At 70.5% G+C, this 22,493-nt stretch carries 19 protein-coding genes and 1 other RNA gene; 9 read left to right on the top strand and 11 right to left on the bottom strand.

Annotation, left to right across the window (positions count from 1 at the left end; all coding sequences use genetic code 11):
- Positions 1-12: 12 nt before the first annotated feature.
- From ACFFGY_RS04550 to ACFFGY_RS04515, 8 genes are all read right to left on the bottom strand, one after another.
- Positions 13-399, bottom strand: a complete 387-nt coding sequence (locus tag ACFFGY_RS04550) for a thioredoxin family protein (protein WP_377043220.1) — start codon at positions 397-399, stop codon at positions 13-15.
- Positions 396-626, bottom strand: coding sequence for a ribbon-helix-helix domain-containing protein (locus ACFFGY_RS04545; protein WP_377043219.1), 231 nt, complete (start codon positions 624-626; stop codon positions 396-398). Before ACFFGY_RS04545 ends, ACFFGY_RS04550 begins: the two co-directional genes overlap by 4 nt.
- Before the next feature lie 30 nt (positions 627-656).
- A complete protein-coding gene (locus tag ACFFGY_RS04540; RefSeq protein WP_377043218.1) occupies positions 657-1,061 on the bottom strand; it encodes a VOC family protein in 405 nt (134 codons plus the stop codon).
- A gap of 236 nt (positions 1,062-1,297) precedes the next feature.
- A complete protein-coding gene (locus ACFFGY_RS04535; RefSeq protein WP_377043217.1) occupies positions 1,298-3,661 on the bottom strand; it encodes a class I SAM-dependent methyltransferase in 2,364 nt (787 codons plus the stop codon).
- 123 nt (positions 3,662-3,784) lie between these two features.
- The gene (locus ACFFGY_RS04530; protein ID WP_377043216.1) at positions 3,785-3,985 is read right to left on the bottom strand and encodes a hypothetical protein; all 201 of its coding nucleotides are present in this window, start codon (positions 3,983-3,985) and stop codon (positions 3,785-3,787) included.
- Positions 3,986-4,248: 263 nt separating this feature from the next.
- Positions 4,249-5,184: an FAD-dependent thymidylate synthase gene (gene thyX, locus ACFFGY_RS04525; protein ID WP_377043215.1), complete on the bottom strand. Its 936-nt coding sequence runs from the start codon at positions 5,182-5,184 to the stop codon at positions 4,249-4,251.
- Between the two features lie 167 nt (positions 5,185-5,351).
- Positions 5,352-6,914, bottom strand: a complete 1,563-nt coding sequence (locus tag ACFFGY_RS04520; protein ID WP_377043214.1) for a PepSY-associated TM helix domain-containing protein — start codon at positions 6,912-6,914, stop codon at positions 5,352-5,354.
- 195 nt (positions 6,915-7,109) lie between these two features.
- A complete protein-coding gene (locus tag ACFFGY_RS04515; protein WP_377043213.1) occupies positions 7,110-7,499 on the bottom strand; it encodes a DUF2946 family protein in 390 nt (129 codons plus the stop codon).
- Between the two features lie 84 nt (positions 7,500-7,583).
- Between ACFFGY_RS04515 and ssrA the strand changes: the two genes are divergently transcribed.
- The 4 genes from ssrA (at position 7,584) to ACFFGY_RS04495 (ending at position 10,839) form a co-directional block, all read left to right on the top strand.
- Positions 7,584-7,906: a transfer-messenger RNA gene (ssrA, locus tag ACFFGY_RS04510) on the top strand.
- Between the two features lie 89 nt (positions 7,907-7,995).
- Complete coding sequence (locus ACFFGY_RS04505) at positions 7,996-8,526, top strand: SspB family protein (protein ID WP_377043212.1); 531 nt, start codon at positions 7,996-7,998, stop codon at positions 8,524-8,526.
- Positions 8,527-8,925: 399 nt separating this feature from the next.
- Positions 8,926-10,569 carry a fumarate hydratase gene (locus ACFFGY_RS04500; protein ID WP_377043324.1) on the top strand — a complete coding sequence of 548 codons (1,644 nt, stop codon included), beginning with the start codon at positions 8,926-8,928 and terminating at the stop codon, positions 10,567-10,569.
- Between the two features lie 93 nt (positions 10,570-10,662).
- Positions 10,663-10,839 carry an SPOR domain-containing protein gene (locus ACFFGY_RS04495; protein ID WP_377043211.1) on the top strand — a complete coding sequence of 59 codons (177 nt, stop codon included), beginning with the start codon at positions 10,663-10,665 and terminating at the stop codon, positions 10,837-10,839.
- 39 nt (positions 10,840-10,878) lie between these two features.
- Here the strand turns inward: ACFFGY_RS04495 and ACFFGY_RS04490 are convergent, their stop codons facing one another.
- Positions 10,879-11,991 (bottom strand): Mrp/NBP35 family ATP-binding protein, encoded by a 1,113-nt coding sequence (locus tag ACFFGY_RS04490; protein WP_377043323.1) that lies wholly within the window; start codon positions 11,989-11,991, stop codon positions 10,879-10,881.
- A gap of 232 nt (positions 11,992-12,223) precedes the next feature.
- Here ACFFGY_RS04490 and hflK point away from each other — a divergent pair, with 232 nt between their 5' ends.
- From hflK to ACFFGY_RS04470, 4 genes are all read left to right on the top strand, one after another.
- Entirely contained in the window at positions 12,224-13,474 is a 1,251-nt protein-coding gene (gene hflK / locus ACFFGY_RS04485) for an FtsH protease activity modulator HflK (RefSeq protein WP_377043210.1), read from the top strand.
- Entirely contained in the window at positions 13,471-14,418 is a 948-nt protein-coding gene (hflC, locus tag ACFFGY_RS04480; RefSeq protein ID WP_377043209.1) for a protease modulator HflC, read from the top strand. Before hflK ends, hflC begins: the two co-directional genes overlap by 4 nt.
- 34 nt (positions 14,419-14,452) lie before the next feature.
- Entirely contained in the window at positions 14,453-14,650 is a 198-nt protein-coding gene (locus tag ACFFGY_RS04475) for a DUF2065 domain-containing protein (protein WP_377043208.1), read from the top strand.
- A 230-nt stretch (positions 14,651-14,880) separates the two neighbouring features.
- Positions 14,881-16,476: a DegQ family serine endoprotease gene (locus tag ACFFGY_RS04470; RefSeq protein WP_456316147.1), complete on the top strand. Its 1,596-nt coding sequence runs from the start codon at positions 14,881-14,883 to the stop codon at positions 16,474-16,476.
- Positions 16,477-16,876: 400 nt separating this feature from the next.
- On the opposite strand, the gene serA is transcribed toward ACFFGY_RS04470, so the two are convergent.
- Both serA and ACFFGY_RS04460 read right to left on the bottom strand, forming a co-directional pair.
- Positions 16,877-18,112 carry a phosphoglycerate dehydrogenase gene (gene serA / locus ACFFGY_RS04465; protein ID WP_377043206.1) on the bottom strand — a complete coding sequence of 412 codons (1,236 nt, stop codon included), beginning with the start codon at positions 18,110-18,112 and terminating at the stop codon, positions 16,877-16,879.
- A gap of 46 nt (positions 18,113-18,158) precedes the next feature.
- Entirely contained in the window at positions 18,159-18,821 is a 663-nt protein-coding gene (locus tag ACFFGY_RS04460) for an SCO family protein (protein WP_377043205.1), read from the bottom strand.
- Positions 18,822-19,193: 372 nt separating this feature from the next.
- On the opposite strand from ACFFGY_RS04460, the gene ACFFGY_RS04455 reads away from it, so the two are divergent.
- Positions 19,194-22,493: beta strand repeat-containing protein (locus ACFFGY_RS04455; protein WP_377043204.1), on the top strand; the 3,300-nt coding region annotated here is incomplete at its 3' end.

Below are 22,493 nucleotides of genomic sequence, written 5' to 3'. Positions count from 1 at the left end.
CGGCGGCACAGTTCACGCGCCCGGCGGCAGCTCGCCGATCTGCCCCGCCACGGCCGCGGTGAAGGCCGCGGCACCCGGCCAGCCGGTGATCCGCCCGCGCAGCCGCGCACCGCGGAACACGAAGAACACCGGAATACCATGCAGCGAGAAGCGCGTGGCCATGGCCGCATCGTCGTAAACGTTGCAGTGGAGCCAGCGCAGCTCGGGCCAGCGGAAGCGCTCAGGCGATTGCAGGATCGCGCGCTTGGCGATGTCGCAGTTCGGGCAGTCGCGGCCCCACAGGAACAGCAGCGTCAGCGGCGGCGCCTCCACCTCGCGCAGCACCGAGTCGAGCGCCGCCTCCGCGACGGATCGCATGGGAAAGGCGTCGAAGAAGCCGGGCAGGGCGGTGTCGCTCACGCGCCGTTTCCTCCGGTGATGGTTGTGCGCAGCGCCAGCACCCGCAGCGCCGAGGCCAGCGGCACGGTGGGATCCGGCCGACCGCCGTCAACTTCGGCCACCAGCCGCGCCAGGGCCTCGCCGCGCTGTGCCGCCAGCGCGTCCAGCACCGTCCAGAAATCCGGCTCCAGCGCCACCGAGGTCCGGTGCCCCGCCAGCGTGAAGGAACGCTTCACGAGGTGCCGCAACGATGCCTCCGCTCGGGAGCCGCGCGGCGCTCAGCGCTCGTTGGAGTAGGTCGCGATCTCGATCAGGTTGCCGTCCGGGTCACGGCAGTACACCGAGGTGATCGGCCCCAGCGCCCCGTATTTCGGCCCCGGCCCGTCGGTGATGGTGACGCCGCAGTCGCGCAGGTGCGACACCACATCCTCCGCCGAAACAGCGACCACGAAGCACAGGTCCTGCACGCCCGGCGCCGGGTGCCGGCCGGTTTCCCAGTCCTCATCCGTGGCGTCCACCGGGCGCAGGTTGATCTTCTGTCCGCCGAAGCGCAGCGCGGTGCGGTTCTTCGGTCCGAAGGCCTCCCGCTCCATGCCCAGTACCCGCTGGTACCAGGACGCGCTGGTTTCCAGGTCCCGGCAGGTGATGACGAGGTGATCGAGGCGGTCCACCGCGAAACGCATCAGCTTCTGTTCCTCATCGCCGGTGGGGATCGTCCGCGTCGCCCGGGATCCATCCGGGGCGGGGCGCGGCTGGACCCGGGCTGCTTCAGAAGTCTCTTAACACGCGGAGACGCGCTTCCCACCCCCGCCTGCACCCGGCGGCGGGCGCGCCGGACCGAGGTGGCTGCCCTCAGCCCGTTTCCGTGCCGGGATGTGGTCCTTCCGGCACCCGGCCAAGGTACACGGGTGTCCGCAGATCAGTTCCGCGCGGCGGTGACCACCACGAAGTCGCTGCCGATCACGCCCTCGCGCATCAGCCGGTCCTCCAGCGCGAAGAACGCCTGCATCCGCGCCACGTCTTCCGCGCTGTCGGTGCGGAAGTTCTGGGCGATGTTGCCCAGCGCCAGGTGGACCAGCGTGCCGCCGAAAGGACGTTCCTCCACCACCGTGAAGTGCTGCCGCAGCAGCGGCAGGATGTCGGCCGAGCGGACCGCCTCGGTCGGATCGACGGCGATCATGGTTTCCACGGTCGCACGCTCCTGAGCCGGCTTCTGTCCGGTTGGCGTGCGGCGCAGGCGCCGCGGCAAGCTGTCGAGCAGCTCGTTCACGTACTCCATCTGCTCTTCGGTCCACTGGAAGCGGTTCGGCCCGACATATTCGTGCAGGTGGAACAGCCCGCCCGGCTTCAGCAGGCGCTTCACCTTGGCGAACAGCTCCTCCAGCCGCTCGACATGGTGGACGGACTGGTGGGCGAAGACCACGTCGAAGCTTTCCGCCGGGTAGTCCAGGCTCTCGAGGTCGCCCACCTGGTAGTGGATATCGTTGAAGCCTGCTTCGGCCGCCAGCCGGCGCGCTTCCGTGATGGCGCCAGGTGCGGGGTCGAAGGCATCGATGCGCCCAACCATGCCACGGGCGCAAAGGTCACGCTCCAGCCCGCCGAAGCCGCAGCCGATCGACAGCGCCCGCCCGATCGGCAGGCTGTTGCCACGCTCCGTCCAGATCTGCGCGAAGCGGCCATAGGCATCCTGGTCCGGCCGGCCGGACACCAGGGTGTTGATGCGCGCCTGCACCATGGGGTGCGCCATCCAGTACCAGCCGACCGCCTCGGCCTGATCCTCCGGTGCCACCGACCAGTAGGCGGCGCTGCCGTCGTCGTCGCCCTCCGCCAGGGCACGCGATCCGGTCAGCCGGGCCTCGGTCATCAGGCGACGCCGGCGGGCACCTTCCCACTCCCGCTGCGCCTCGTCGGTGCGGCGGCGCATCACCACGAAGTCCTGCAGCGCGGCGATGGCGTCCTCGATCGCCAGGACCTCGAAATAGCGCCCCCATTCCTCGGCGATGAACCAGCGCGACTGCACGGCGCCGCGGTAGTAGTCCTTGTCCTCCAGCACTTCGTCCAGCGCCCCGTCGGGCGTGAAGTCCACGAAGCCGTGCTCTTCCGCCTCGCGGTACACGCGCGGCGAGAAGCTGTTGTAGGCGTACTGCGTCGGCCCCTGGACCGAGAGCAGGATGATCCCGCCCGGCGCCAGGAGGCGCTGCAACTCCGCCAGCCAGGCGTCGTGCACCTCGCGCTTGAGGTGCGTCATCACCGAGACGCCGATGATCAGGTCGAAGGAAGCGTCGGGAAAGCGCGTCGGCGGCAGCAGCGGGATCTGCTCGAACGTGCCGCCGGCCAGGTTCTCGCGGCACCAGGCGACGTTGTCGGGGTCGATGTCCACGCCCGTCACGGCGGAGCCGCTGTGCTGGATCAGGTAGCGGGTCAGCCGCCCGGCGCCGGAGCCCCAGTCGAGGATGCGCGGAACGTCGCGCCAGCTCTTGCCGAGTTCCGCCAGCAGGGTTTCGATGTTGCGGAACAGCGTCGCCCCGCCATTGAGGAAGCGGCCCTCATGCGCCTCGCCCACCACGCGCATGAGGTTGGCCGCCGAGGGAACGGGAAAGCGCTCGCGCGCCGGGTGCATCACGTGCATGGCCTTGCGCCAAGCGCCGGGAACGTAGACGCCGGTGGGCGAAGCGTCGAAGCGCAGGAAGCCCCGTTCATCCGCCAGCGCCAGGGTATCGGCCCGCAGCCGCGCCCGCACAGCATAGGCGCTGCCGCGCACCTCGGTGAAGCGCCCGTCGAAATCCGGCGCCGGGCGCGGGTATTCCTCGTGGTTGCAGCGCCGGCCGTTGATGAAGAACCCCATGTTCTCCGTCAGGTCTTCCGCTGCGCCGGCGAAGCCTTCGAAGGTGACGTAGTTCGGCGCGACCTTGTAGTCGCCCATGATGAACGGGAGGTTGCGCAGCGCCGCGCGCTGGAACTCGCGCGAGATCTGCCGGTCCGAAAGGGTCGTGTCGGAGGCGCGGTCCGGCGACGCCCCGTTGGGTGACAGCGCGGCCTCGTCCGGCACGGCGGCGCCGGTTGCATGCTGCGCCGGCGCGGTGCGGGACACATTCTCCGTCAGCCGCTGAACCTCGTCCGAAAGCTCCAGCAGCTTGGCGCGCGTTTCCGCCAGCTGCGCTTCCACCTCCTCGCGCAGCTCACCCTGGGCGGAGCCGACCTGGCCCAGGGTGTGGTTGATGTCGTGGAGCGCCCCTCGCAGCCGGCGAACACCGGGGAGGGCGGTAACGAGCTTCGTAACCATGGGGACCTGTGCGTGAACGACCGACCCGGTTGTCGTAACAGAGATATGCCAGGAGACCTATGGCGGCGGGAGCACGCTCAGGAGCGATGATGTCTCGGGAGGGGCGGCGGCGCCGCCGGGCACTCACCCCGTCGCGCGCCCCAGCGCGAAGCCCGCCACCAGGCAGCCCAGCATCACCGCGCCGATCTCGCCGACCAGGGCCTGCGCCACCGGCAGGCCCACGAAGAGCCCGGCCAAGATCAGCGTCACCGAGATCGGCCGGCGCCACCAGGGCCGCGACGGCCCGCCCGCGCCCCGTCCGGCACGCCGGACGATGCCCCGCACCACGCGGGTCCCGCCGCGCTTGCCGCCGGCCGTGCCGGATCCTCCGCGACCTGGGCCGCCGGGGCCATTGCGGGAGCTGCCTTGGGCGTTGCCGACACGGGCCGCGTCGCCGGAGCCTTCGGGCTTTCGCGACGACACCTTGCCCGGCCGACGTGACGCCCCCTCGCCGGAGGCATCGCGCCCCGCGCGCGGCTGGCGCGGGGGCATCGTGCCCGCCACGGGTGCGTCGCCGCCCGGCGCAAGGCCTCGTGCGGCCGTCCGGCTCACGCCCGGCCCAGCACCGCCATCAGCTCGCGCCATTCGCGCTTGCTCAGGCCCGAGGTTTCGGCCGAGACCGCCTCGCCCGCCAGCATGGCGCGCACGATCTCCAGCATCCGGGCCGACAGCGTCACGGCACCCAGCCGGTACTCGCGGAAGGCCTCGGCGCAGAGCGGCACCCAGGCCTCGACCGCCTGCATGATGGCGTCGGCATAGACGCGGATCTCGTACTGCGCGTGCGCGTCAGCCCGCAGGCTGAGGAAATTCAGTAGGTTGTGGAGATCGGTCTTCCAGTACCACTGGGTGTAAGCGTTCAGCGTCAGGTTCATCCGCGCGAGCTCGCGTGCCAGCCCCTGCCGCGACGGGTCGACCGGCTGCCCGGCCTCGTCCTCGTTCAGCATCTCGACGTAGTGGTCATAGTTGCGGTCGGCATCGGTGCGCAGGATGTCCAGCACCCGCGCCGCTTCCTCGCCCTGGAGGATGTCGCCGCGTCCCTGCCGGTTGCTGCTGCTCTGCGCCGCCAGCGCCTCGGGCGAGGGGATGTAGAACTCCCGGTCCAGCACCGAATAGCGGGCGGAATACTCGTTCACGTTGGCCATGCGGTGGCGGATCCACTGCCGTGCCACGAAGATCGGCAGCTTCACATGGAGCTTGAGCTCGCACATCTCGAAAGGCGTCGAGTGCCGGTGCCGCAGGAGGTAGCGGATCAGCCCCCGGTCCTCCGACACGGCGCGGGTGCCGCGGCCGTAGCTCACGCGCGCCGCCTGCACCACGGCGGCGTCGTCGCCCATGTAGTCCACCACCCGCACGAAACCGTGGTCCAGCACCTCGAGAGGCTGGAACAGCATCTCCTCCAGCGCCGGCACCGTGGGGCGCCGGGTCTCGTGCCGCTGGGCACGGGCTTCCGCCAGTTCCCCCTGTTGCTGCTCCGTCAGCGCCATACCGCTTCCAACTCCCCGCGCGGCACGTACCGCCCCAGTGACCATGACATCCGTGGAGGCGACTTCTAGAGCCATGGAGCCGTCGGAGTCATCGCCCGCAAAGCCTATGTCCGGCGAGGCGACGGTCCCATGGCAGAACTGCCACGGGACCGGACCTCGGAGTGAGGCTATTCCGCCGGCAGCACCCGCGCCGCCGGCTGCGAGAAGCGCCAGCGCAGCAGGTCGATCAGGAGGAACAGCAGGAGGCTGCCCCCCGCCACCGGCAGCATCCATCCCAGCGCCGCTGCGACGAGCACCACGGCTGCCCTCACCGGCAGGCCCAGCCGCAGCCATGCCTGCACCAGCGTGCGCGGCAGGGCCCCCGGCGCCGGACGGTTCCGCCACCAGATCCGATAGCCGTAGAGCGTCGCCCCGACGAGGCCCAGCCCCACCACCGCCATGAGAACCTGGTTCGCCACGCCGAACAGTATGCCCATGTGCATGTCGACACCCCAGCGGATCAGCTTGGCGACCAGGGGGAAGGTCGCGAAATCCGCCCGGCTGGTCACCCGCAGAGAGGCGGGGTCGAGCGCGATGGTGTCCACCTGCGTCGGCCAGGAGCGGTCGTATTCCCGCACCATCCAGGCCCGCCCCGGCCGCGGCAGCCGCACCTCCACCATGGGAGAATCGATGCCGGCGGCACGCGACGCTGCCAGCACCGCGTCGAGCTGCCGCACCGGGTCAGCCGCCTCGGCACCGGGCGCGTCGGCCTCCTTTGCCGTGCCGTCGCGGTGCATGGGGGTGCCGGCACCCTGGGCCACGCCATCGCCGTGCATGGCCATTCCGGGCATTTCCATGTTGGCCATGTCCATGCCCGACATGTCGCCCATGGTGCCCTTTGCCGCCCCGCCCTCCGCGGCGGGCACGTCGCCGCCACGGTGCTCGGCATGGTCGCCGCCCGCTTCCGGCCCAGTGGCCGCCGTGGCGAGGCCCGGCGCCTCCAGCGTCATGGTCACCGCCGGCGTGTTCCAGCCTAGGACGTCGCGCAGCCCGTCGATCCGCCCGCCCGCCCAGCGCGACCAGGTCAGGCCGGTGGCCGACAGGAACAGCAGCCCCAGCGACACCGAAACCCCCAGCAGCCCGTGCAGCCGCCGCGTCCGCAACCGGGTGTTCGCCGGGTTCTGCCGCGACAGTTGCCCGGTCCGGCGCCACAGCCACAGGCAGATCCCGCCCAGCGCCAGGATCCAGAGCCAGGAGGCCGCGAGCTCGCTGTAGAAACGCCCCAGGTCACCCAGCAGCAGGGTGCGGTGCAGCTGATCGATGGCGGTGCGGAAGGGCAGGATGCCGCTGGTGCCGTAAACGGTCATGTCGCCCGTAATCGCCAGCGTCACCGGGTCCACGAAGATGGCACGGTTCTCGGATTCGCCCAGGCGCGGGTCGGCGAACAGCACGCGCGTGGTCCAGCCCGGCGCCGGCGCGGGGCGGACGGCCGCGAGCTGCGCGCCCGGGCCGGCCACCACGCGCGCCGCCTCGGCCTGGGCGGCCAGCGGCTGCGCTGGGCCAGCGGAGGCGGTCCGCAGCACCTCCCGGTAAAGCACGTTCTCCAGCTGCGGCGTCAGCACGTAGAGCACGCCGGTCACGGCCGCCACGAGCAGGAAGGGGCCGACCAGCAGCCCGATATAGAAGTGGAGACGAGCCACGAAGGCCCTGAACTCCCCCGCGGCGGGGGCGGCGGCGCGGGTGGGGCTCATGCCGGTGCTCCCCGGCGGGGGAGGGTGGGTCCGGGGCGGCGGCCTCGTGGGCAGGGCACAGGGGACAAAGCAGGGGGCAAGGCCGGGCAGGGGCGCATGGCCCCGCCGACGCGCCCGGAACGGAACGCAGGCATCGGAACACTCCGGAACATAGGACAACGGGTCGGCCGCGATTGGCCGGGAGGGTCGGCGTTGTCAGGAACCGGGTGGTGCGCGGGGATGCAGCGTACGCGGCGGTGGCCGGAAGAACAGGACCTGCCCGGCGACGCCGGGCCCACGCTCCGATACGAGAGTAACCGAGGGTGCTGGCAGCGCCGGTGGGGGTGACAGCTCCGCCCCCGCCATAGGCCCCTGGCACAGCGTGCAGCAGGCGGTGAGCGGTGGCGAAGGCCTGGCGGGCTTGCCGTCGTCGTCCAGCCGGATCGTCCGCAGCCCCGTGGGCGAGCAGATGATGACGGTCTGGCCGGAGGCGTGGCCGACGTGCTCCGCCGCCATGGCGCGAAGGTGCGGCAGCAGCCCGCCACCCCACTGCACGAGCAGCAGCAGGGCCAGCAGCGCAAGCGTCGATCGTGCCGGTCGCGACATGGTCGCCCTGCCTAGCGACCGTGCCGGGCTTTGTCACCTCGGGCAAAACGTCCGCCCCACGATCTGCCAGGATGCAGGCACCACCCCCTCGATTTTCCGGGGCGGGCGCGCTATATGGTGGGTGCCGCCTTCGGGCGACTATGGCGATAAACGGCACGTGGAATAAGTGTTGCGGACCCGGGGGCAGTGCCCGGCGCCTCCACCAGATCAACCCCGCCTTATCAGCGGGTCGATGGGGGCGAAACAGGCTCGACGCGCACGGTAAAGACCTGTCTTTTGCCCGGCATTGTACCGCCGTTATCGGGCTAAATCATAAGTGCCAACGATAACAGCCGTGAGGCTGTGGCGCTCGCTGCCTAATAGGTAAGCGCGGTCCGGGGGGAACCGGGCAACAGAATCCCCCCACTTCGCCCGCTGTGCTGTCCACCGGAACCGCAATCGCGCAACGCTGTCTGGCGCGACCCTCGCATCGCTCGTAAAACCGGGCTCGACGGGAATGAATGACATGAGCGACCAGCAGCCTCCTCTGGCCGAAAGCCTGCTGCCCTACGACCGCTGGACCGAGGACGCGATGCGCGAGGTCGTGCTGCGCGCGCTCGAGCACGTGGCCGAGCACGGGTTGCCGGGCGAGCACCACTTCTACCTCAGCTTCCGCACCGATGCCCCGGGCGTCGTGGTGCCGGGCCATCTGCGCGCCAAGTACCCGCAGGAAATGACCGTGGTGCTGCAGCACCAGTTCTGGGACCTGAAGGTCGACCGCGCGGCCCGCCGCATCTCGGTGGGCCTGAGCTTCGGCGGCAGCGCCTCGACGCTGGTGATCCCCTTCGACAGCCTGAGCGGCTTTCTCGACCCGCACGTGCGCGTCGGCATGCGCTTCGGCCTGCCCGAGGGAGAGGGCGACGATGCCGCCCTGCCGCCCACCTCCGATGAACCCGAGGCGCCGCCCGCCCCGCCGGCACCTTCCGGCCCCGCCGAGGTCGTCAGCCTGGACGCCTTCCGCCGCCGGCCCGCCACCAACAAGGACTGACGCGGCCCTCCCGGCACGGCCGGGAAATCCGCGGCCGGCATCATATCGCGGGGCGTCTACGCCCCGGCGAAGTCCCGGTTCCGGCCTGTTCGCCCGACCTGACGACAGCGCCTGCCCATTTCGGGCCTCTTCGCTGCCGTGCAGTCAGGCCGCGCCGGCATCGCGGAGGGAAGACCGGCGGGAACTTGTTCAGGAGCCCGGCCAGGGGACGTTCAAGGCCCACCTCGCCGCATCGCAGCCCAACGCCATGGTGCATGGTGCGGTTTCGCCCGCTGCCCTAAGTATCGGACCAAGCAATCCCATCGTCCGATCCTCCGGCGCGGAGCGAGTTGAGTCATGAGCAACGTCATCGACGCCTCCAATCCTGATGCGTCCTCCGGCTCCGAGGCCGATGCCGGCATGCCGGTGTCGCAGCGGAGCAAGGATTTCCGCTACAGCCCGACCTTTCCGCTGGGCGAGGACACCACCCCGTACCGGCGCCTGCCGATCGAGGGCCTGCGCACCATCGAGGTCGAGGGCAAGCGCGTTCTGAAGGTGCCGACCACGGTGCTGGAGCAGCTGGCCTTCGAGGCGTGCCGCGAGGTGTCGCACCTGCTGCGCCCCTACCATCTCCAGCAGCTCCGCCGCATCCTGGACGATCCCGAGGCTTCGGCCAACGACCGCTTCGTGGCGCTGGATCTGCTCAAGAACGCCAACATCGCCGCCGGCGGCAAGCTGCCGATGTGCCAGGACACCGGCACCGCCATCGTGTTCGGCAAGAAGGGCCAGCGCGTCTGGGTCGAGGGCGACGAGGAGGAGGCGCTGAGCTACGGCGTCCACCGCACCTACACCGAGACCAACCTGCGCTACTCGCAGATGGCGCCGCTGACCATGTTCGACGAGGTCAACACCGGCAACAACCTGCCCGTCCAGTTCGACATCTACGCGAATCCCGGCGACGACCACGCCGACGAGTTCAAGATGATGTTCGTGCTCAAGGGCGGCGGATCGGCCAACAAGACCTTCCTGTTCCAGCAGACGCGCGCGGTGCTGAACAAGCCCAAGCTGCTCGCCTTCCTGGAGGAGAAGATCAAGACGCTGGGCACCTCGGCCTGCCCGCCCTACCACCTCTCCATCGTGATCGGCGGTACCTCGGCCGAGACCTGCCTCAAGACCGTGAAGCTGGCCTCCACCAAGTGGCTCGATGAGCTGCCGGGCCAGGGCGACCGCACCGGCCACGCCTTCCGCGACCGGGAACTGGAGCAGGAAATCCACAAGCTGACGCAGCATATCGGCATCGGCGCGCAGTTCGGCGGCAAGTATTTCTGCCACGACGTGCGCGTGGTGCGCCTGCCGCGTCACGGCGCCTCGCTTCCCATCGGCATCGGCGTCAGCTGCTCCGCCGACCGGCAGATCAAGGCCAAGATCACCGCCGACGGCGTGTTCCTGGAACAGCTGGAGCACGACCCGGCGAAGTACCTGCCGGAAAGCACCGATGAGTCCCTGGGCGGCGAGGTCGTGAAGATCGACCTTACGCGTCCGATGGAGGAGATCCGTGCCGAGCTGTCGCGCCACCCGGTCAAGACCCGCGTGTCGCTGACCGGCACCATCGTGGTGGCCCGCGACATCGCCCACGCCAAGCTGCAGGAGCGCCTGGATCGCGGCGAGGGCATGCCGCAGTACATGAAGGACCACCCGGTCTACTACGCCGGCCCTGCCAAGACGCCGGAAGGCATGCCCACCGGCTCCTTCGGCCCCACCACGGCCGGGCGCATGGACAGTTACGTGGCCAACTTCCAGGCCGCCGGCGGCTCGCTGGTGATGCTGGCCAAGGGCAACCGCTCCAAGGCGGTGACCAAGGCCTGCCAGCAGTTCGGCGGCTTCTACCTGGGCTCCGTTGGCGGCCCCGCCGCCAGGCTGGCGCAGGACTGCATCAAGAAGGTCGAGGTTCTGGAGTATCCGGAACTGGGCATGGAAGCGATCTGGCGGATCGAGGTCGTGGACTTCCCGGCCTTTATCGTGGTCGACGACAAGGGCAACGACTTCTACGACGGGCTGGAGTAACGCCCGCCCGTTGCCCTCCGCCGCGCCCGGCTGCAACGGCGCGGCGGCTCCGGCCGTTCCCCTGCCAGTCGTGCCAGCAGAAGGATCGGCCAGATGGAAACCCGCTACCTCGACGAGGACACGGGGCGTGAGCTCCGCCGCGCCACCCGCTTCAACGGCGTCGGCTGGTACGTGATCGACGACCGCGACGATGTGGTGGCCGGCCCCTTCACCAGTCGCGAGGCGGCCGAGAAGGTCGTGGCCGAGCAGTTCACCCCACCCGGCCGCTGAAGGCGCCGGCTCGGCTCCCCGCCGCGCCGGGCCTTTGCCTCACTCCTCCACGATGCGTGGCCCGCCGGCACCGGCCGGCACCCGCGCCTTGTCCCAGACCCGCGCGGCGATCGCGCAGTAGCGGGCGGCTTCCTCGCTGTCGGGTCGCTCCAGCACGATCGGCGTGCCGGCATCCGCCAGCTCCCGGATCGCGAGCTTCAGCGGCAGCTCGCCCAGGAACTCCACGCCCAGGCGCTCCGCCTCGGCCCGTGCCCCACCATGGCCGAAGATGTCGGACCGGTGGTTGCAGTTGGGGCAGCAGAAGTAGCTCATGTTCTCGACCAGGCCGAGAACGGGGACGTTGACCTTCTCGAACATCCGGATGCCGCGCCGCGCGTCGATCAGCGCCACGTCCTGCGGCGTCGACACGATCACCGCGCCCCGCAGCGGCACGCGCTGGCTCATGGTCAGCTGCGCGTCGCCCGTGCCCGGCGGCATATCCACCACCATGATGTCGAGCGCGCCCCACTCCACCTGCGCCAGCATCTGCTCCAGCGCGCCCATCACCATCGGGCCGCGCCAGATCATCGCGGCCTCCTCATCCACCAGGAAGCCGATGCTCATGGCCTTGAGGCCCCAGCGCGTGATCGGAACCACCCGCCCGTCGGCAGTGACGGGGCGCTCGCGCGTTCCCAGCATCTGCGGCAGCGAGGGGCCGTAGATATCGGCATCCAGCAGCCCCACGCGCAGGCCCTGCGCCGCCAGCGCCACGGCCAGGTTCACCGCCGTGGTGGACTTGCCCACGCCGCCTTTGCCCGAGGCCACGGCCACGATGGCGCCGACGTCGGGCAGCAGCATCTGCCCCTGACCCGGCGGCGGCCGCACCGCCTTGGGCGCGCCCGGCGGGGGTGCTGCCGGGGCCGCGCGGTGGGCGGTCAGCACGCAGGTGGCCGACAACACGCCCGGTACCGCCGCCGCCGCGCGCTCCGCCGCCGCGCGCAACCCTTCCAGCCCGCGCGCCCGATCGCGCGGGACCTCCAGCGCGAACTGCACCAGCCCGTCGCGCGCCGTCAGCCCCTGCACCCAGCCCTGGGCCACCAGGTCCAGGCCAGTCTGGGGGTCGCGAACCTCTGCGAGTGCCGCGCGCACCGCCTGCGCCAAGCCGCTTTCCATCGACATCCCGCTGCTACCCCTTGAATCCGGGTGAAATGAACCAAAATGAGCAAAAGTTAATGTTCTGGCGCCGAGCGCCGGTCGCTCACATGGCGCCTTCCTTCAACCCATGCACCCCCGTCCCGCAAGCCGGGGCAGGCGGTTCGGGCGAAGGGGGCACGGCAAGGGGGTTCCCCCGGCCATGGCGACCGGATAGGCAAAGGAACCTCAGACCCGGGAGTGACGACGGCTCATGCCGCTGAACAGCAATGGCGGCCCCAACCCGTGGGGCAACCCACGGCCCCAGGGCGGCGACGGCAAGGGCGAGAATCGCGGCCCCTGGGGCCAACCGCCCCGCGGCGGCAATGGCGGCGGTCCCTTCGGCCGCGGCCCCGAACTCGACGACGCCCTGCGTCAGGCGCAGGACGCCATGCGGCGTTTCCTGCCGCGTGGCACCGGCGGCGGCCGCGGCCTGCTGCTGCTGGGCGCCGCGGTGGTGGCGATCTGGGCAGCCTCGGGCATCTACCGTGTCGATCCGGACGAGCAGGGCGTGGTGATGCGCTTCGGCGCCTTCCGCGACACCACCCAGCCGGGCCTGCGCTACCACATTCCCTGGCCGGTGGAGAGCGTGACCACGCCCAGCGTCACGCGCATCAACCGCGTGGACATCGGCTTCCGCTCACCCGATACCAGCACCGTCGTGCGCCCGACGCCGGCCCGCAACGTCGTCGAGGAATCGATGATGCTGACGGGCGACGAGAACATCATCGACATCGACTTCGCGGTGTTCTGGCGCATCCGCGACGTGGGCGACTACCTGTTCAACACCCGCAACCCCGACGCCACGGTGAAGTCCGCGGCCGAGAGCATGATGCGCGAGGTGATCGGCCGCACCCCGATCCAGCCGGCGCTGACCGAGGCCCGTGCCCAGATCGAGCAGTCGGTCCGCCAGGGCACCCAGGCGATCATGGACCAGTACAAGGCCGGCATCGAGATCACTCAGGTGCAGATGCAGAAGGTGGACCCGCCGGCCTCGGTGGTGGACAGCTTCCGCGACGTCCAGCGTGCCCAGGCCGACCGCGAGCGTGCCCGCAACGAGGCCGAAAGCTACCGCAACGACATCATCCCCCGCGCACGCGGCGAGGCCGAGCGGCTGATCCAGGCCGCCCAGGGCGACCGGGAAGCGCAGATCGCGCAGGCGCGCGGCGAGGCGCAGCGCTTCAACAGCGTGCTGACCGCCTACCAGGCCGCCAAGGACGTGACGCTGCGCCGCCTGTATCTCGAAACCATGGAGGACATCCTCCACCGCTCGCCCAAGGTGATCGTGGACAGCGGCGTGAACAACCTCGTGCCGCTGCTCAACCTTGATCAAAGGGCGCCCGGCGCGCCCGCGGGGGCCGCCAACGGCGCCCGTCCCGTGACGCCGCCCGCGCCGACCGGCGCCAACAACGCCGCGGCCGCCGCCCTGTCGCGCAGCGGCGCCGCGCAGGGAGCTGCCCGATGAACCGCCTCCTGGCCCTCGGCGTGGCCGCCGCGGTGGTGTTGATCCTGGTGACCTCCACCCTGTTCACCGTCAACCAGACGCAGCAGGTGATGATCACCCAGTTCGGCCGCCCGGTCCGCATCATCCAGACCCCCGGCCTCCACGCGAAGATTCCGCTGATCCAGACGGTGGTCACCTTTGACCGCCGCCTGCTCGACTTCGAAGCGCCCGGCGAGGAGGTGATCCTGAGCGATCAGCGCCGTCTGATCGTGGACAGCTTCGCCCGCTTCGAGATCACCGACCCGCAGCGCTACTACGAGACGGTGGGTGCGCAGGAGAACGGCATCCGCGCCCGCCTGTCCTCGATCGTGTCCTCCTCGCTGCGCCGCGTGCTGGGCAACGAGACGCTGCTGGCGGTGCTGTCCAATGACCGGTTGCGGATCATGAACACCATCCGCGACCAGGTGAACGCCGAGGCCCGCGCCTTCGGCATCCAGGTCGAGGACGTGCGCATCCGCCGCGCCGACTTCCCCGAGGAGAACACCCAGGCGATCCTGTCGCGCATGCAGTCCGAGCGTGAGCGTGTGGCCCGCGAGGCGCGTGCCGAGGGTGCCGAGATCGGCGCCCAGGTCCGCGCCCGCGCCGACCGTGAGCGTACCGTGCTGATCGCCGAGGCCCAGGCCCAGGCCGACATCCTGCGCGGTCAGGGCGAGGCGGAGGCGACCAAGCTTTACGCCGCCGCCTTCGGTCAGGACCCGCAGTTCTTCGATTTCTGGCGTTCCATGCAGGCCTACCGCGATGCCTTCGCGGAAGGCGGGGCGGAGACGCGGCTGCTGCTGTCGCCCGACAGCGCCTTCTTCCGCTTCTTCCGCTCGCCGCTGGGCGCCGGCGCCCTGCCGACGCCGCAGCCCAGCGCCACCCCGGGCTCGCCCGAGGCGCTGGGCACCACCCCGGTGGCGCCGTGACGCGAGGCGCCGCCGCCCGCCACGGGGCGGCACGATGACCCTGGCCGAGTTGCTGGCCGGGGTGGCGGTGGTGCTGGCGATCGAGGGACTGCTCTATGCCCTGGCGCCCTCGGTGATGCGCCGGGCCCTATTGACCATGGCCGCCACCCCGGAAGGGCGGCTCCGCTGGGGTGGCGTGGTGGCTGCGGCCGCCGGCATCCTCCTCGCCACGCTGCTGATTCGCGGCATCTGAGTCGCGGGCCAAAGGGGCAGGGGGGCGGGGCAGGGGCCCGCCACCGCCGGGGCGAGGGTTAGAACGTCGCCATGAAACCCTGTCCATCGACGCCGCTTTGATCGGCTGAGCCCTTGATCGCCCGCCTGAGCGGACCCCACGGTGGCTCTTTGTAACGCGACGGAGGCTTCCTCTGGTGGCGCGAACCGCCAAGTAAGTGCCGCAGCAATCTCAGGCCGATCGAAAGGTCCATCAACGTGCGCTCCACCCTGCTCGCCACGGCAGCCATCGCCGCCCTCCTCGCGGGCTCGCCCTTCCCGGTTCTGGCCCAGGGGGCGGCACCGGCCCCCGCTCCGGCGGTCGGCCCGGTGCAGCAGCCCTCGGCTCCGAACCCGACGCCCAACCCCAACACGGCCACCGCGCCCGCCCAGCAGTTCCCGCTGCGCGACGCACCGACCTCCTTCGCGCCCCTGGCACGCCAGCTCCTGCCGGCGGTGGTGAACGTGCAGACCACCACCACCATCCAGGCCCGCGGCAACCGCCCCGACGCGCCCGAGGTGCCGCAGGCCCCGCCGGGCAGCCCCTTCGAGGACTTCTTCCGCGACTTCCTGAACCGCAACCGCCCGGGCGGGCGGCCTGACCAGCCGCAGACCCCGCGTCGCGCGCAGTCGCTGGGCTCGGGCTTCATCATCGATGCCAAGGAAGGCATCGTGGTGACCAACAACCACGTCATCGACGGCGCCGACGAGATCAACGTCGTGCTGCAGGACAACACCACCATCAAGGCGACGCTGCTGGGCACCGACACCCGCACCGACATCGCCGTGCTGCAGATCAAGACCGACCACCCGCTGTCGCAGGTGAACTTCGGCAATTCCGACGACGCCAACGTGGGCGACTGGGTGCTGGCGATCGGCAACCCCTTCGGCCTCGGCGGCTCGGTCACGGCGGGCATCGTGTCGGCCCGCGGCCGCGACATCCGCCAGGGCATGTACGACGACTTCATCCAGACCGACGCCGCCATCAACCGTGGCAACTCGGGCGGTCCACTGTTCAACCTCCAGGGCCAGGTGATCGGCATCAACACCGCGATCTACTCGCCCTCCGGTGGCTCGATCGGCATCGGCTTCTCGATCCCATCCAACCTCGCCAAGAACATCGCCGCGCAGCTGCGCAACGGCGGCTCGGTGAAGCGCGGCTGGCTGGGCGTGAACATCCAGCAGGTGACCGACGACATCGCCGACAGCCTGGGCCTGAAGGGCGGCGCCCGCGGCGCCCTGGTGGCCCGCGCGCAGGAGGACGGCCCGGCCGCCAAGGGCGGCATCCGCAACGGCGACATCATCCTGCGCTTCAACAACCAGGATGTTCACGAGATGCGCAACCTGCCGCGCATCGTGGCCGACACCGCCGTCGGCACCGACGCGCCGGTGGTGGTATGGCGCGACGGCAAGGAGGAGACCGTCACCGTCAAGGTGGCCGAGCTTCCGGCCGACCAGGCCAATGCCGACAACAACAACGCGCCCAGCCGTGGCCCGGCGGTGGTGGAGCTGGCCGGAACCGGCCTCAAGGTCACGGCCGTCACGCCCGAAACGCGCGACCGCTTCAGCCTGAAGCCCGATGCCAAGGGTGTGGTGGTGACCGACGTGGCCGGCAACAGCTCGGCCGCCGAGCGCGGCATCGCGCCGGGCGACCTGATCGTGGAAGCGCAGCAGACCCGCGTGAACACCCCGCAGGAACTGCAGAAGCGCCTCGACGACCTGCGCAAGGCGAACCGCAACACGGTGCTGCTGCTGGTGGAGAACGCTCAGGGCCAGCGCTTCGTGCCGCTGACGCTCCGCAGCAACTGATCCCGGCGCGGCGGCCCCGTGCCGCCGCCCGCGACGACGAAGGGCTTGCCCGGGTCATGCCGGGCAGGCCCTTTTCGGTTCTGGTGCCGTTCATGCGGTGCCGTGGCCAGGGGAGAGAAGGAATTCTCTCCCCCGGACCCCCACTCATCTTTCTCTGTGACGCTGCCGCGGAAACGATGAAAGTGGGTCGTGCTACGGTGGTCGGCAGCGCTGCCGAAAAGAATAAGACTTCCCGTCAGCCTGACTGAATTGTCCCTCGCTCCGGCTCGATGAGTCGGAGCGCACGACCCTGGCCACCTTCCTGCGGCAGCGTCCCAAGAAAAGATGAGGGGTGTGGGGTCCGGGGAGGGGGAGAACACCTTCTCCCCCTCCCTGGCCACGGCGTGCCGCCTGGAAACGCTCAGCCGCGCTCGTAGAGCAGCCGCGCGCGGATCGTGCCGGGAATGGCGCGCAGGTCCGCCAGCACGGCCTGCGGGTCCGCCACGTTCTCGGCATCCACCACCACGTAGCCGACCTCAGCATCGGTCTGGAGCACCTGGCTCGCGATGTTGAGCTGGTACTTGCGGAAGGTGTCGTTGATCCCGGCCAGCACGCCGGCGACATTGCCGTGGACGTGCATGAAGCGCGTGCCCCGCGCCCGCGCCGGCAGGTTGGCCTCGGGAAAGTTCACAGCACCCAGCGTGGTGCCGGTGTCGGAATAGCCGATCAGCTTGAAGGCCGTTTCCTCGCCGATGCGCTCCTGCGCCTCTTCTGTCGAGCCGCCGACATGGGGCGTCAGGATCACGTTGCGCGCGCCCTGCAACGGCGAGGTGAAGCGCTCGCCGTTGCGCTTGGGCTCGGACGGGAACACGTCCACCGCCGCTCCCCCGATATGGCCGGTGTCCAGCGCGGCGCGCAGCGCCTCGAGGTCCACCACGCGCCCACGGGCATTGTTGATCAGCATGGCGCCCGGCTTCATGGCGGCGAGCTCGGCCGCGCCGATCAGCCCCACCGTCTCGGCGGTCTCGGGCACGTGCAGCGTCACCACGTCGCTCTCGCGCAGCAGCTCCTCCAGCGAGGTGGCGGCGCGGGCGTTGCCGCGGTCGAGCTTCCGCACGGCGTCGTGGTAGATCACCCGCATCCCGAAGGCCTCGGCCAGCACGCTGACCTGCGTGCCGATATTGCCGTAGCCCACGATGCCCAGCGTCTTGCCGCGCACTTCGTGCGAGCCGGTGGCGGACTTGTCCCAGCCGCCGGTATGGGCGGAGTTGGAGCGGTCCACCACGCCGCGCAGCAGCATCACCACCTCGCCCATCACCAGCTCCGCCACCGAGCGGGTGTTGCTGAAGGGGGCGTTGAACACCGGGATGCCCCGCATCTGCGCGCTGCGAAGGTCCACCTGGTCGGTGCCGATGCAGAAGCAACCGATGGCGATCAGCCGGTCGGCGACCTCCAGTACCTCGGCCGTGACCTGGGTGCGGGAGCGGATGCCCAGGAGGTGCACGCCCTGCACGGCGTCCAACAGCGCCTGGCCTTCCAACGCCTTGGTTTCGCGACGGATGGTCTCGTAGCCAGCCTCGTGCAGCGTGGCCACGGCCATGTCGGAAATGCCCTCCAGCAGGAGGATTCGGATGCGGTCCTTGGGCAGCGAGATCACGGCCGGCGAGCCTTCTTGTTGGGGGAGGGCAGGAGGAGGGCGGAGGTCAACCGAGCACGCGGCGCACCGCCTCGGCCAGGCTTTCCGGCGGCACGCCGGGGCGGAACATCGCCCGGAACTGCCCGTCGGGACCCAGCAGGTAGGTGAAGCCGGAATGGTCCATCAGGTAGTCGCTGGCTTCGGGCGCATCGGAGCGGGCGTAATAAACCCGGTACTCCTTGGCCACCGCCGCGATCTGTTCCGCCGTGCCAGTCAGCCCCTGGATCGAGGGATGGAACAGCGCGACGTAGTCCTTGAGCTTGGCCGGGGTGTCGCGCTCCGGGTCGATCGTGATCAGCACCGGCTGCACCCGTGACGCCAGCGGCCCCAGCTGGTCTATCGCGGCCGCCATCACGCTGAGCTCGGTCGGGCAGACGTCGGGGCAGAAGGTGTAGCCGAAGAAGATCAGCACCGCCTTGCCGCGATAGCTGCGGTCGGTCACCGCCTGCCCGTCCTGGTTCACCAGCGCGAAGGGACCGCCCAGCGACACGCCGGGCGGCAGGGCCACGGCATCGGCGCTGACCGGCTGCGGCGCCGCGCGGCCCGTAAGCACCCGCGCGAAGGCCAGCGGCCAGCTCTCGCCCGGCGCCCGCGCGAACCAGGCCCAGCCCCAGCCCGCCACCAGGGCCAGGAACAGCACCGCCACCAGGATCCGCAGGGCTCGCATCATGGGGCCGTCCTATAGCTCGGACGGCGGGGAACACGAAGGCGCCGATCGGTCGGGGCGGCACTGCGCGCACCGCCTTTCTCCGGCCAGGCGCCGTTCCGCACCAGCCGTCCGACCCAGCGGACCGAGCGAGCGGATCAGCCGGGCGGATCGTCCCGCCAGATGGTCCGCGCGCCCGCACCGCTCGCCCGCCGATCCACCGCGTTCCGCTCGCCGGGCTGCCGATCGCACGTCAACCCGAAGGTGGTTTGGCCCATCCGCCTGCACCGTCCGTGCCCCACTGCCGGGTACCCGGACCGCTGGCCGCGTCTTCAGCCTTCCTTCACTCACCCCCGTCATGGTCCCGCTCCCGACCCCCCATGCCGGCAGGAGAGCATGGCGACGCCGAAGGTCACGGGCAGCCTGCCCGCCACGATCATTGAGAACTCCTCGGCCAGCGACTGGATCGGCTATCTTTCGCTCGGCGCCGGGTCCGGGGTGACCGAGGTGGCGCTGACGGGCGCGGCCGCGACGCTGTTCAACGCCACGCTGGACACCACCACGGGCCAGGTGACGATCACCCCGGCCCGCCTGCTGGACCGCGAGGCCTACGCCGCCGGCGCCGACCCGGTGCTGAGCTTCGGCCTCCAGGTCCGGATCAACGGTACGTGGCAGGATCTCGGCACCACCTACGGCGTGACGCTGGTGGGGGTGGACGATACCCCGCCCTCGGACCTCAGCTTCTCCACCGGTGGGCAAGTGCTGGAAAGCGAGGTCGGCGCGGTGATCGGCACGCTGCGCGCCAGCGATCCCGACACCGACCCCGCCAACCTGACCTACACCGTCGCTTACCCCGACGACGGTCGCTTCGAGGTGGTCAACGGCACGACCCTGAAGCTGCGCGACGGGGTGGACCTGCTGCGCTCCGGCGGCAGCACGATCGAGGTCGCGGTGGTGGTGTCGGACGGGCACCAGGATGCCACGATGCTGGTGCCGGTGCAGGTTCTCAACACCACGACGGTGGACGACACGCCGGCCCTGCCCACCGCCTCCGTCGCCGACGCCTCGATCGCCGAGGGCAACAGCGGCACAACCGCGCTGAACTTCACGGTTTCGCTGAGCTACGCCTCTGCCTCGCCGGTGACGCTGCGCTGGGATGCCGTGTCGGGCACGGCGGTGTCGGGCAGCGACTTCGACGCGGCGGGCGGCACTGTGACCATCCCGGCCGGGCAGACCAGCGCCACGGTGACCGTCAATATCCGCGGTGACACGGCCGTGGAAGCGGATGAGACCTTCCGCCTTGTGCTGTCCCAGCCCTCGGGCGCGACGCTGGACCGCGCCGAGGCGGTGGGCACGATCCGCAACGACGACCTGCCCGCGGCTTCCGTCGCAGACGTCTCGGTGGCGGAACGCAACAGCGGCACGGCCGCGATGACCTTCACGATCTCGCTGTCGCAGGCCTCAACCTTGCCGGTGACACTGCGCTGGGACGCGGTGTCGGGCACGGCGACGGCCGGCAGCGACTTCGACGCCGCCGGTGGCACCGTGACCATCCCGGCTGGCCAGACCAGCGCCACGGTGACCGTCAACATCCGCGGTGACACCACCTATGAAGCGGACGAGACCTTCCGCCTCGTCCTGTCCTCCCCGACCAACGCCACGCTGTCGCGTGCCGAGGCGACCGGCACGATCCGCAACGACGACGCGCCGCCCACGGTGAGCATCGCCGATGCCTCGATCACCGAGGGCAACAGCGGCACCACGGCGATGACCTTCACGGTGACGCTGTCGCAGGCCTCAGCGCTGCCGGTGACGCTGCGCTGGGATGCGGTGTCGGGCACCGCAACCGCCGGCAGCGACTTCGACGCTGCCGGCGGCACCGTGACCATTCCGGCCGGGCAGACCAGCGCCACGGTAACCGTCAACGTCCGCGGCGACACCACCTACGAGGCGGACGAAAGCTTCCGCGTGGTACTCTCCCAACCCACGGGTGCCACGCTCGCCCGGGCCGAGGCCACTGGCACGATCCGCAACGACGACGCGCTTCCCACGGTGAGCATCGCCGACGCCTCGGTAGCCGAGGGCAGCGGCACTTCGGTGCTGAGCTTCACGGTGACGCTGTCGCAGGCTTCTGCCTTGCCGGTGACGCTGCGCTGGGATGCCCTGTCGGGCACGGCGACGGCCGGCAGCGACTTCGACGCGGGCGGCGGCACCGTCACCCTCGCGGCCGGCCAGACCAGCGCCACGGTCAACGTCGCCATTCACGGCGATACGCTTTACGGCCCCGACGAAACGCTGCGCCTGGTGCTGTCCCAGCCCAGCGGCGCTACGCTGGCACGCGCCGAGGCAGTGGGCACGATCCGCAACGACGACGCGCCGCCCACCGTGAGTATCGCCGACGCCTCGGTGGCAGAAGGCAATGGCGGCACCACGGCGATGAACTTCACGGTGACGCTGTCGCAGGCCTCAACCCTGCCGGTGACGCTGCGCTGGGACGCCGTAGCTGGTACGGCCACGGCTGGCAGCGACTTCGACGCCGCCGGTGGCACCGTCACCATTCCGGCCGGCCAAACCAGCGCGGTGGTGACGGTCAACGTCCGCGGCGACACGCTCTACGAGGCGGACGAAACCTTCCGTGTCGTGCTCTCGCAGCCCAGCGGCGCCACGCTGGCACGCGCCGAAGCGACCGGCACCATCCGCAACGATGACGCCGCACCCACCGTGTCCATCGCCGATGCCTCGATCACCGAGGGCAACAGCGGCACCACGGCGATGACCTTCACGGTGACACTGTCGCAGGCCTCAGCGCTGCCGGTGACGCTGCGCTGGGATGCCGTGTCGGGCACCGCCACCGCCGGCAGCGACTTCGACGCCGCCGGCGGCACCGTGACCATCCCGGCCGGGCAGACCAGCGCCACGGTTGCCGTCAACGTTCGCGGCGACACGCTCTACGAAGCGGACGAGACCTTCCGGGTCGTCTTGTCCTCCCCCACCAACGCCACGTTGTCGCGCGCCGAGGCGGTGGGCACCATCCGCAACGACGACGCCGCGCCGACGGTGAGCATCGCAGACGTCTCGGTGGCGGAAGGCAACAGCGGCACCACGGCGGTGAACTTCACGGTGACGCTGTCGCAGGTCTCGAACCTGCCCGTCACGCTGCGCTGGGATGCCGTGTCGGGCACCGCCACCGCCGGCAGCGACTTCGACGCCGCTGGCGGCACCGTTACCATTCCGGCCGGCCAGACCAGCGCCACGGTGACCGTCAACGTCCGCGGTGACACCACCTACGAGGCGGACGAGACCTTCCGCCTCGTCCTGTCCTCCCCGACCAACGCCACGCTGTCGCGCGCCGAAGCGACCGGCACGATCCGCAACGACGACGCCTTTCCGGTCACGGCGGTGAGCCCCGGTACGTCGACGGAAGGGCTGATCTTCGGCCGCGACGGCACGGCGGTGTTGGACGCCCTGGGCAAGGGTACGGCGATCGGCACTGGCACCGGCAGCCTCATCGTCGCGCGGGCCGACGGGACGCTGGACGGGCTGTCGGGGGTGCGGCACCTCGTGTTCGACGACGGCACGCTGGAGTTCAGCGGCACGGCGACCTCGTCGGTGGTGAACCGGCTCTACAGCGCGATCCTGGGGCGCGAAGCCGATGCCGGCGGCATCGGCTACTACACCGCGCTGGTGGACAGCGGC

The organism is Roseomonas elaeocarpi, from assembly GCF_042433915.1.
Lineage (GTDB): Bacteria > Pseudomonadota > Alphaproteobacteria > Acetobacterales > Acetobacteraceae > Roseomonas > Roseomonas elaeocarpi.
This window is presented reverse-complemented; position numbering and strand designations above follow the sequence as displayed.

What these genes read in the sequence shown, in the direction of transcription:
- ACFFGY_RS04500 (WP_377043324.1), top strand. Translation starts at nt 8,926, where the DNA reads ATGCCGGTGTCGCAGCGGAGCAAGGATTTCCGCTACAGCCCGACCTTT.
- ACFFGY_RS04540 (WP_377043218.1), bottom strand. Translation starts at nt 1,061, where the DNA reads ATGCGTTTCGCGGTGGACCGCCTCGATCACCTCGTCATCACCTGCCGG.
- ACFFGY_RS04535 (WP_377043217.1), bottom strand. Translation starts at nt 3,661, where the DNA reads ATGGTTACGAAGCTCGTTACCGCCCTCCCCGGTGTTCGCCGGCTGCGA.
- ACFFGY_RS04505 (WP_377043212.1), top strand. Translation starts at nt 7,996, where the DNA reads ATGAATGACATGAGCGACCAGCAGCCTCCTCTGGCCGAAAGCCTGCTG.
- ACFFGY_RS04515 (WP_377043213.1), bottom strand. Translation starts at nt 7,499, where the DNA reads ATGTCGCGACCGGCACGATCGACGCTTGCGCTGCTGGCCCTGCTGCTG.
- thyX (WP_377043215.1), bottom strand. Translation starts at nt 5,184, where the DNA reads ATGGCGCTGACGGAGCAGCAACAGGGGGAACTGGCGGAAGCCCGTGCC.
- ACFFGY_RS04475 (WP_377043208.1), top strand. Translation starts at nt 14,453, where the DNA reads ATGACCCTGGCCGAGTTGCTGGCCGGGGTGGCGGTGGTGCTGGCGATC.
- ACFFGY_RS04460 (WP_377043205.1), bottom strand. Translation starts at nt 18,821, where the DNA reads ATGATGCGAGCCCTGCGGATCCTGGTGGCGGTGCTGTTCCTGGCCCTG.
- hflK (WP_377043210.1), top strand. Translation starts at nt 12,224, where the DNA reads ATGCCGCTGAACAGCAATGGCGGCCCCAACCCGTGGGGCAACCCACGG.
- ACFFGY_RS04495 (WP_377043211.1), top strand. Translation starts at nt 10,663, where the DNA reads ATGGAAACCCGCTACCTCGACGAGGACACGGGGCGTGAGCTCCGCCGC.
- ACFFGY_RS04520 (WP_377043214.1), bottom strand. Translation starts at nt 6,914, where the DNA reads ATGAGCCCCACCCGCGCCGCCGCCCCCGCCGCGGGGGAGTTCAGGGCC.
- ACFFGY_RS04490 (WP_377043323.1), bottom strand. Translation starts at nt 11,991, where the DNA reads ATGGAAAGCGGCTTGGCGCAGGCGGTGCGCGCGGCACTCGCAGAGGTT.
- hflC (WP_377043209.1), top strand. Translation starts at nt 13,471, where the DNA reads ATGAACCGCCTCCTGGCCCTCGGCGTGGCCGCCGCGGTGGTGTTGATC.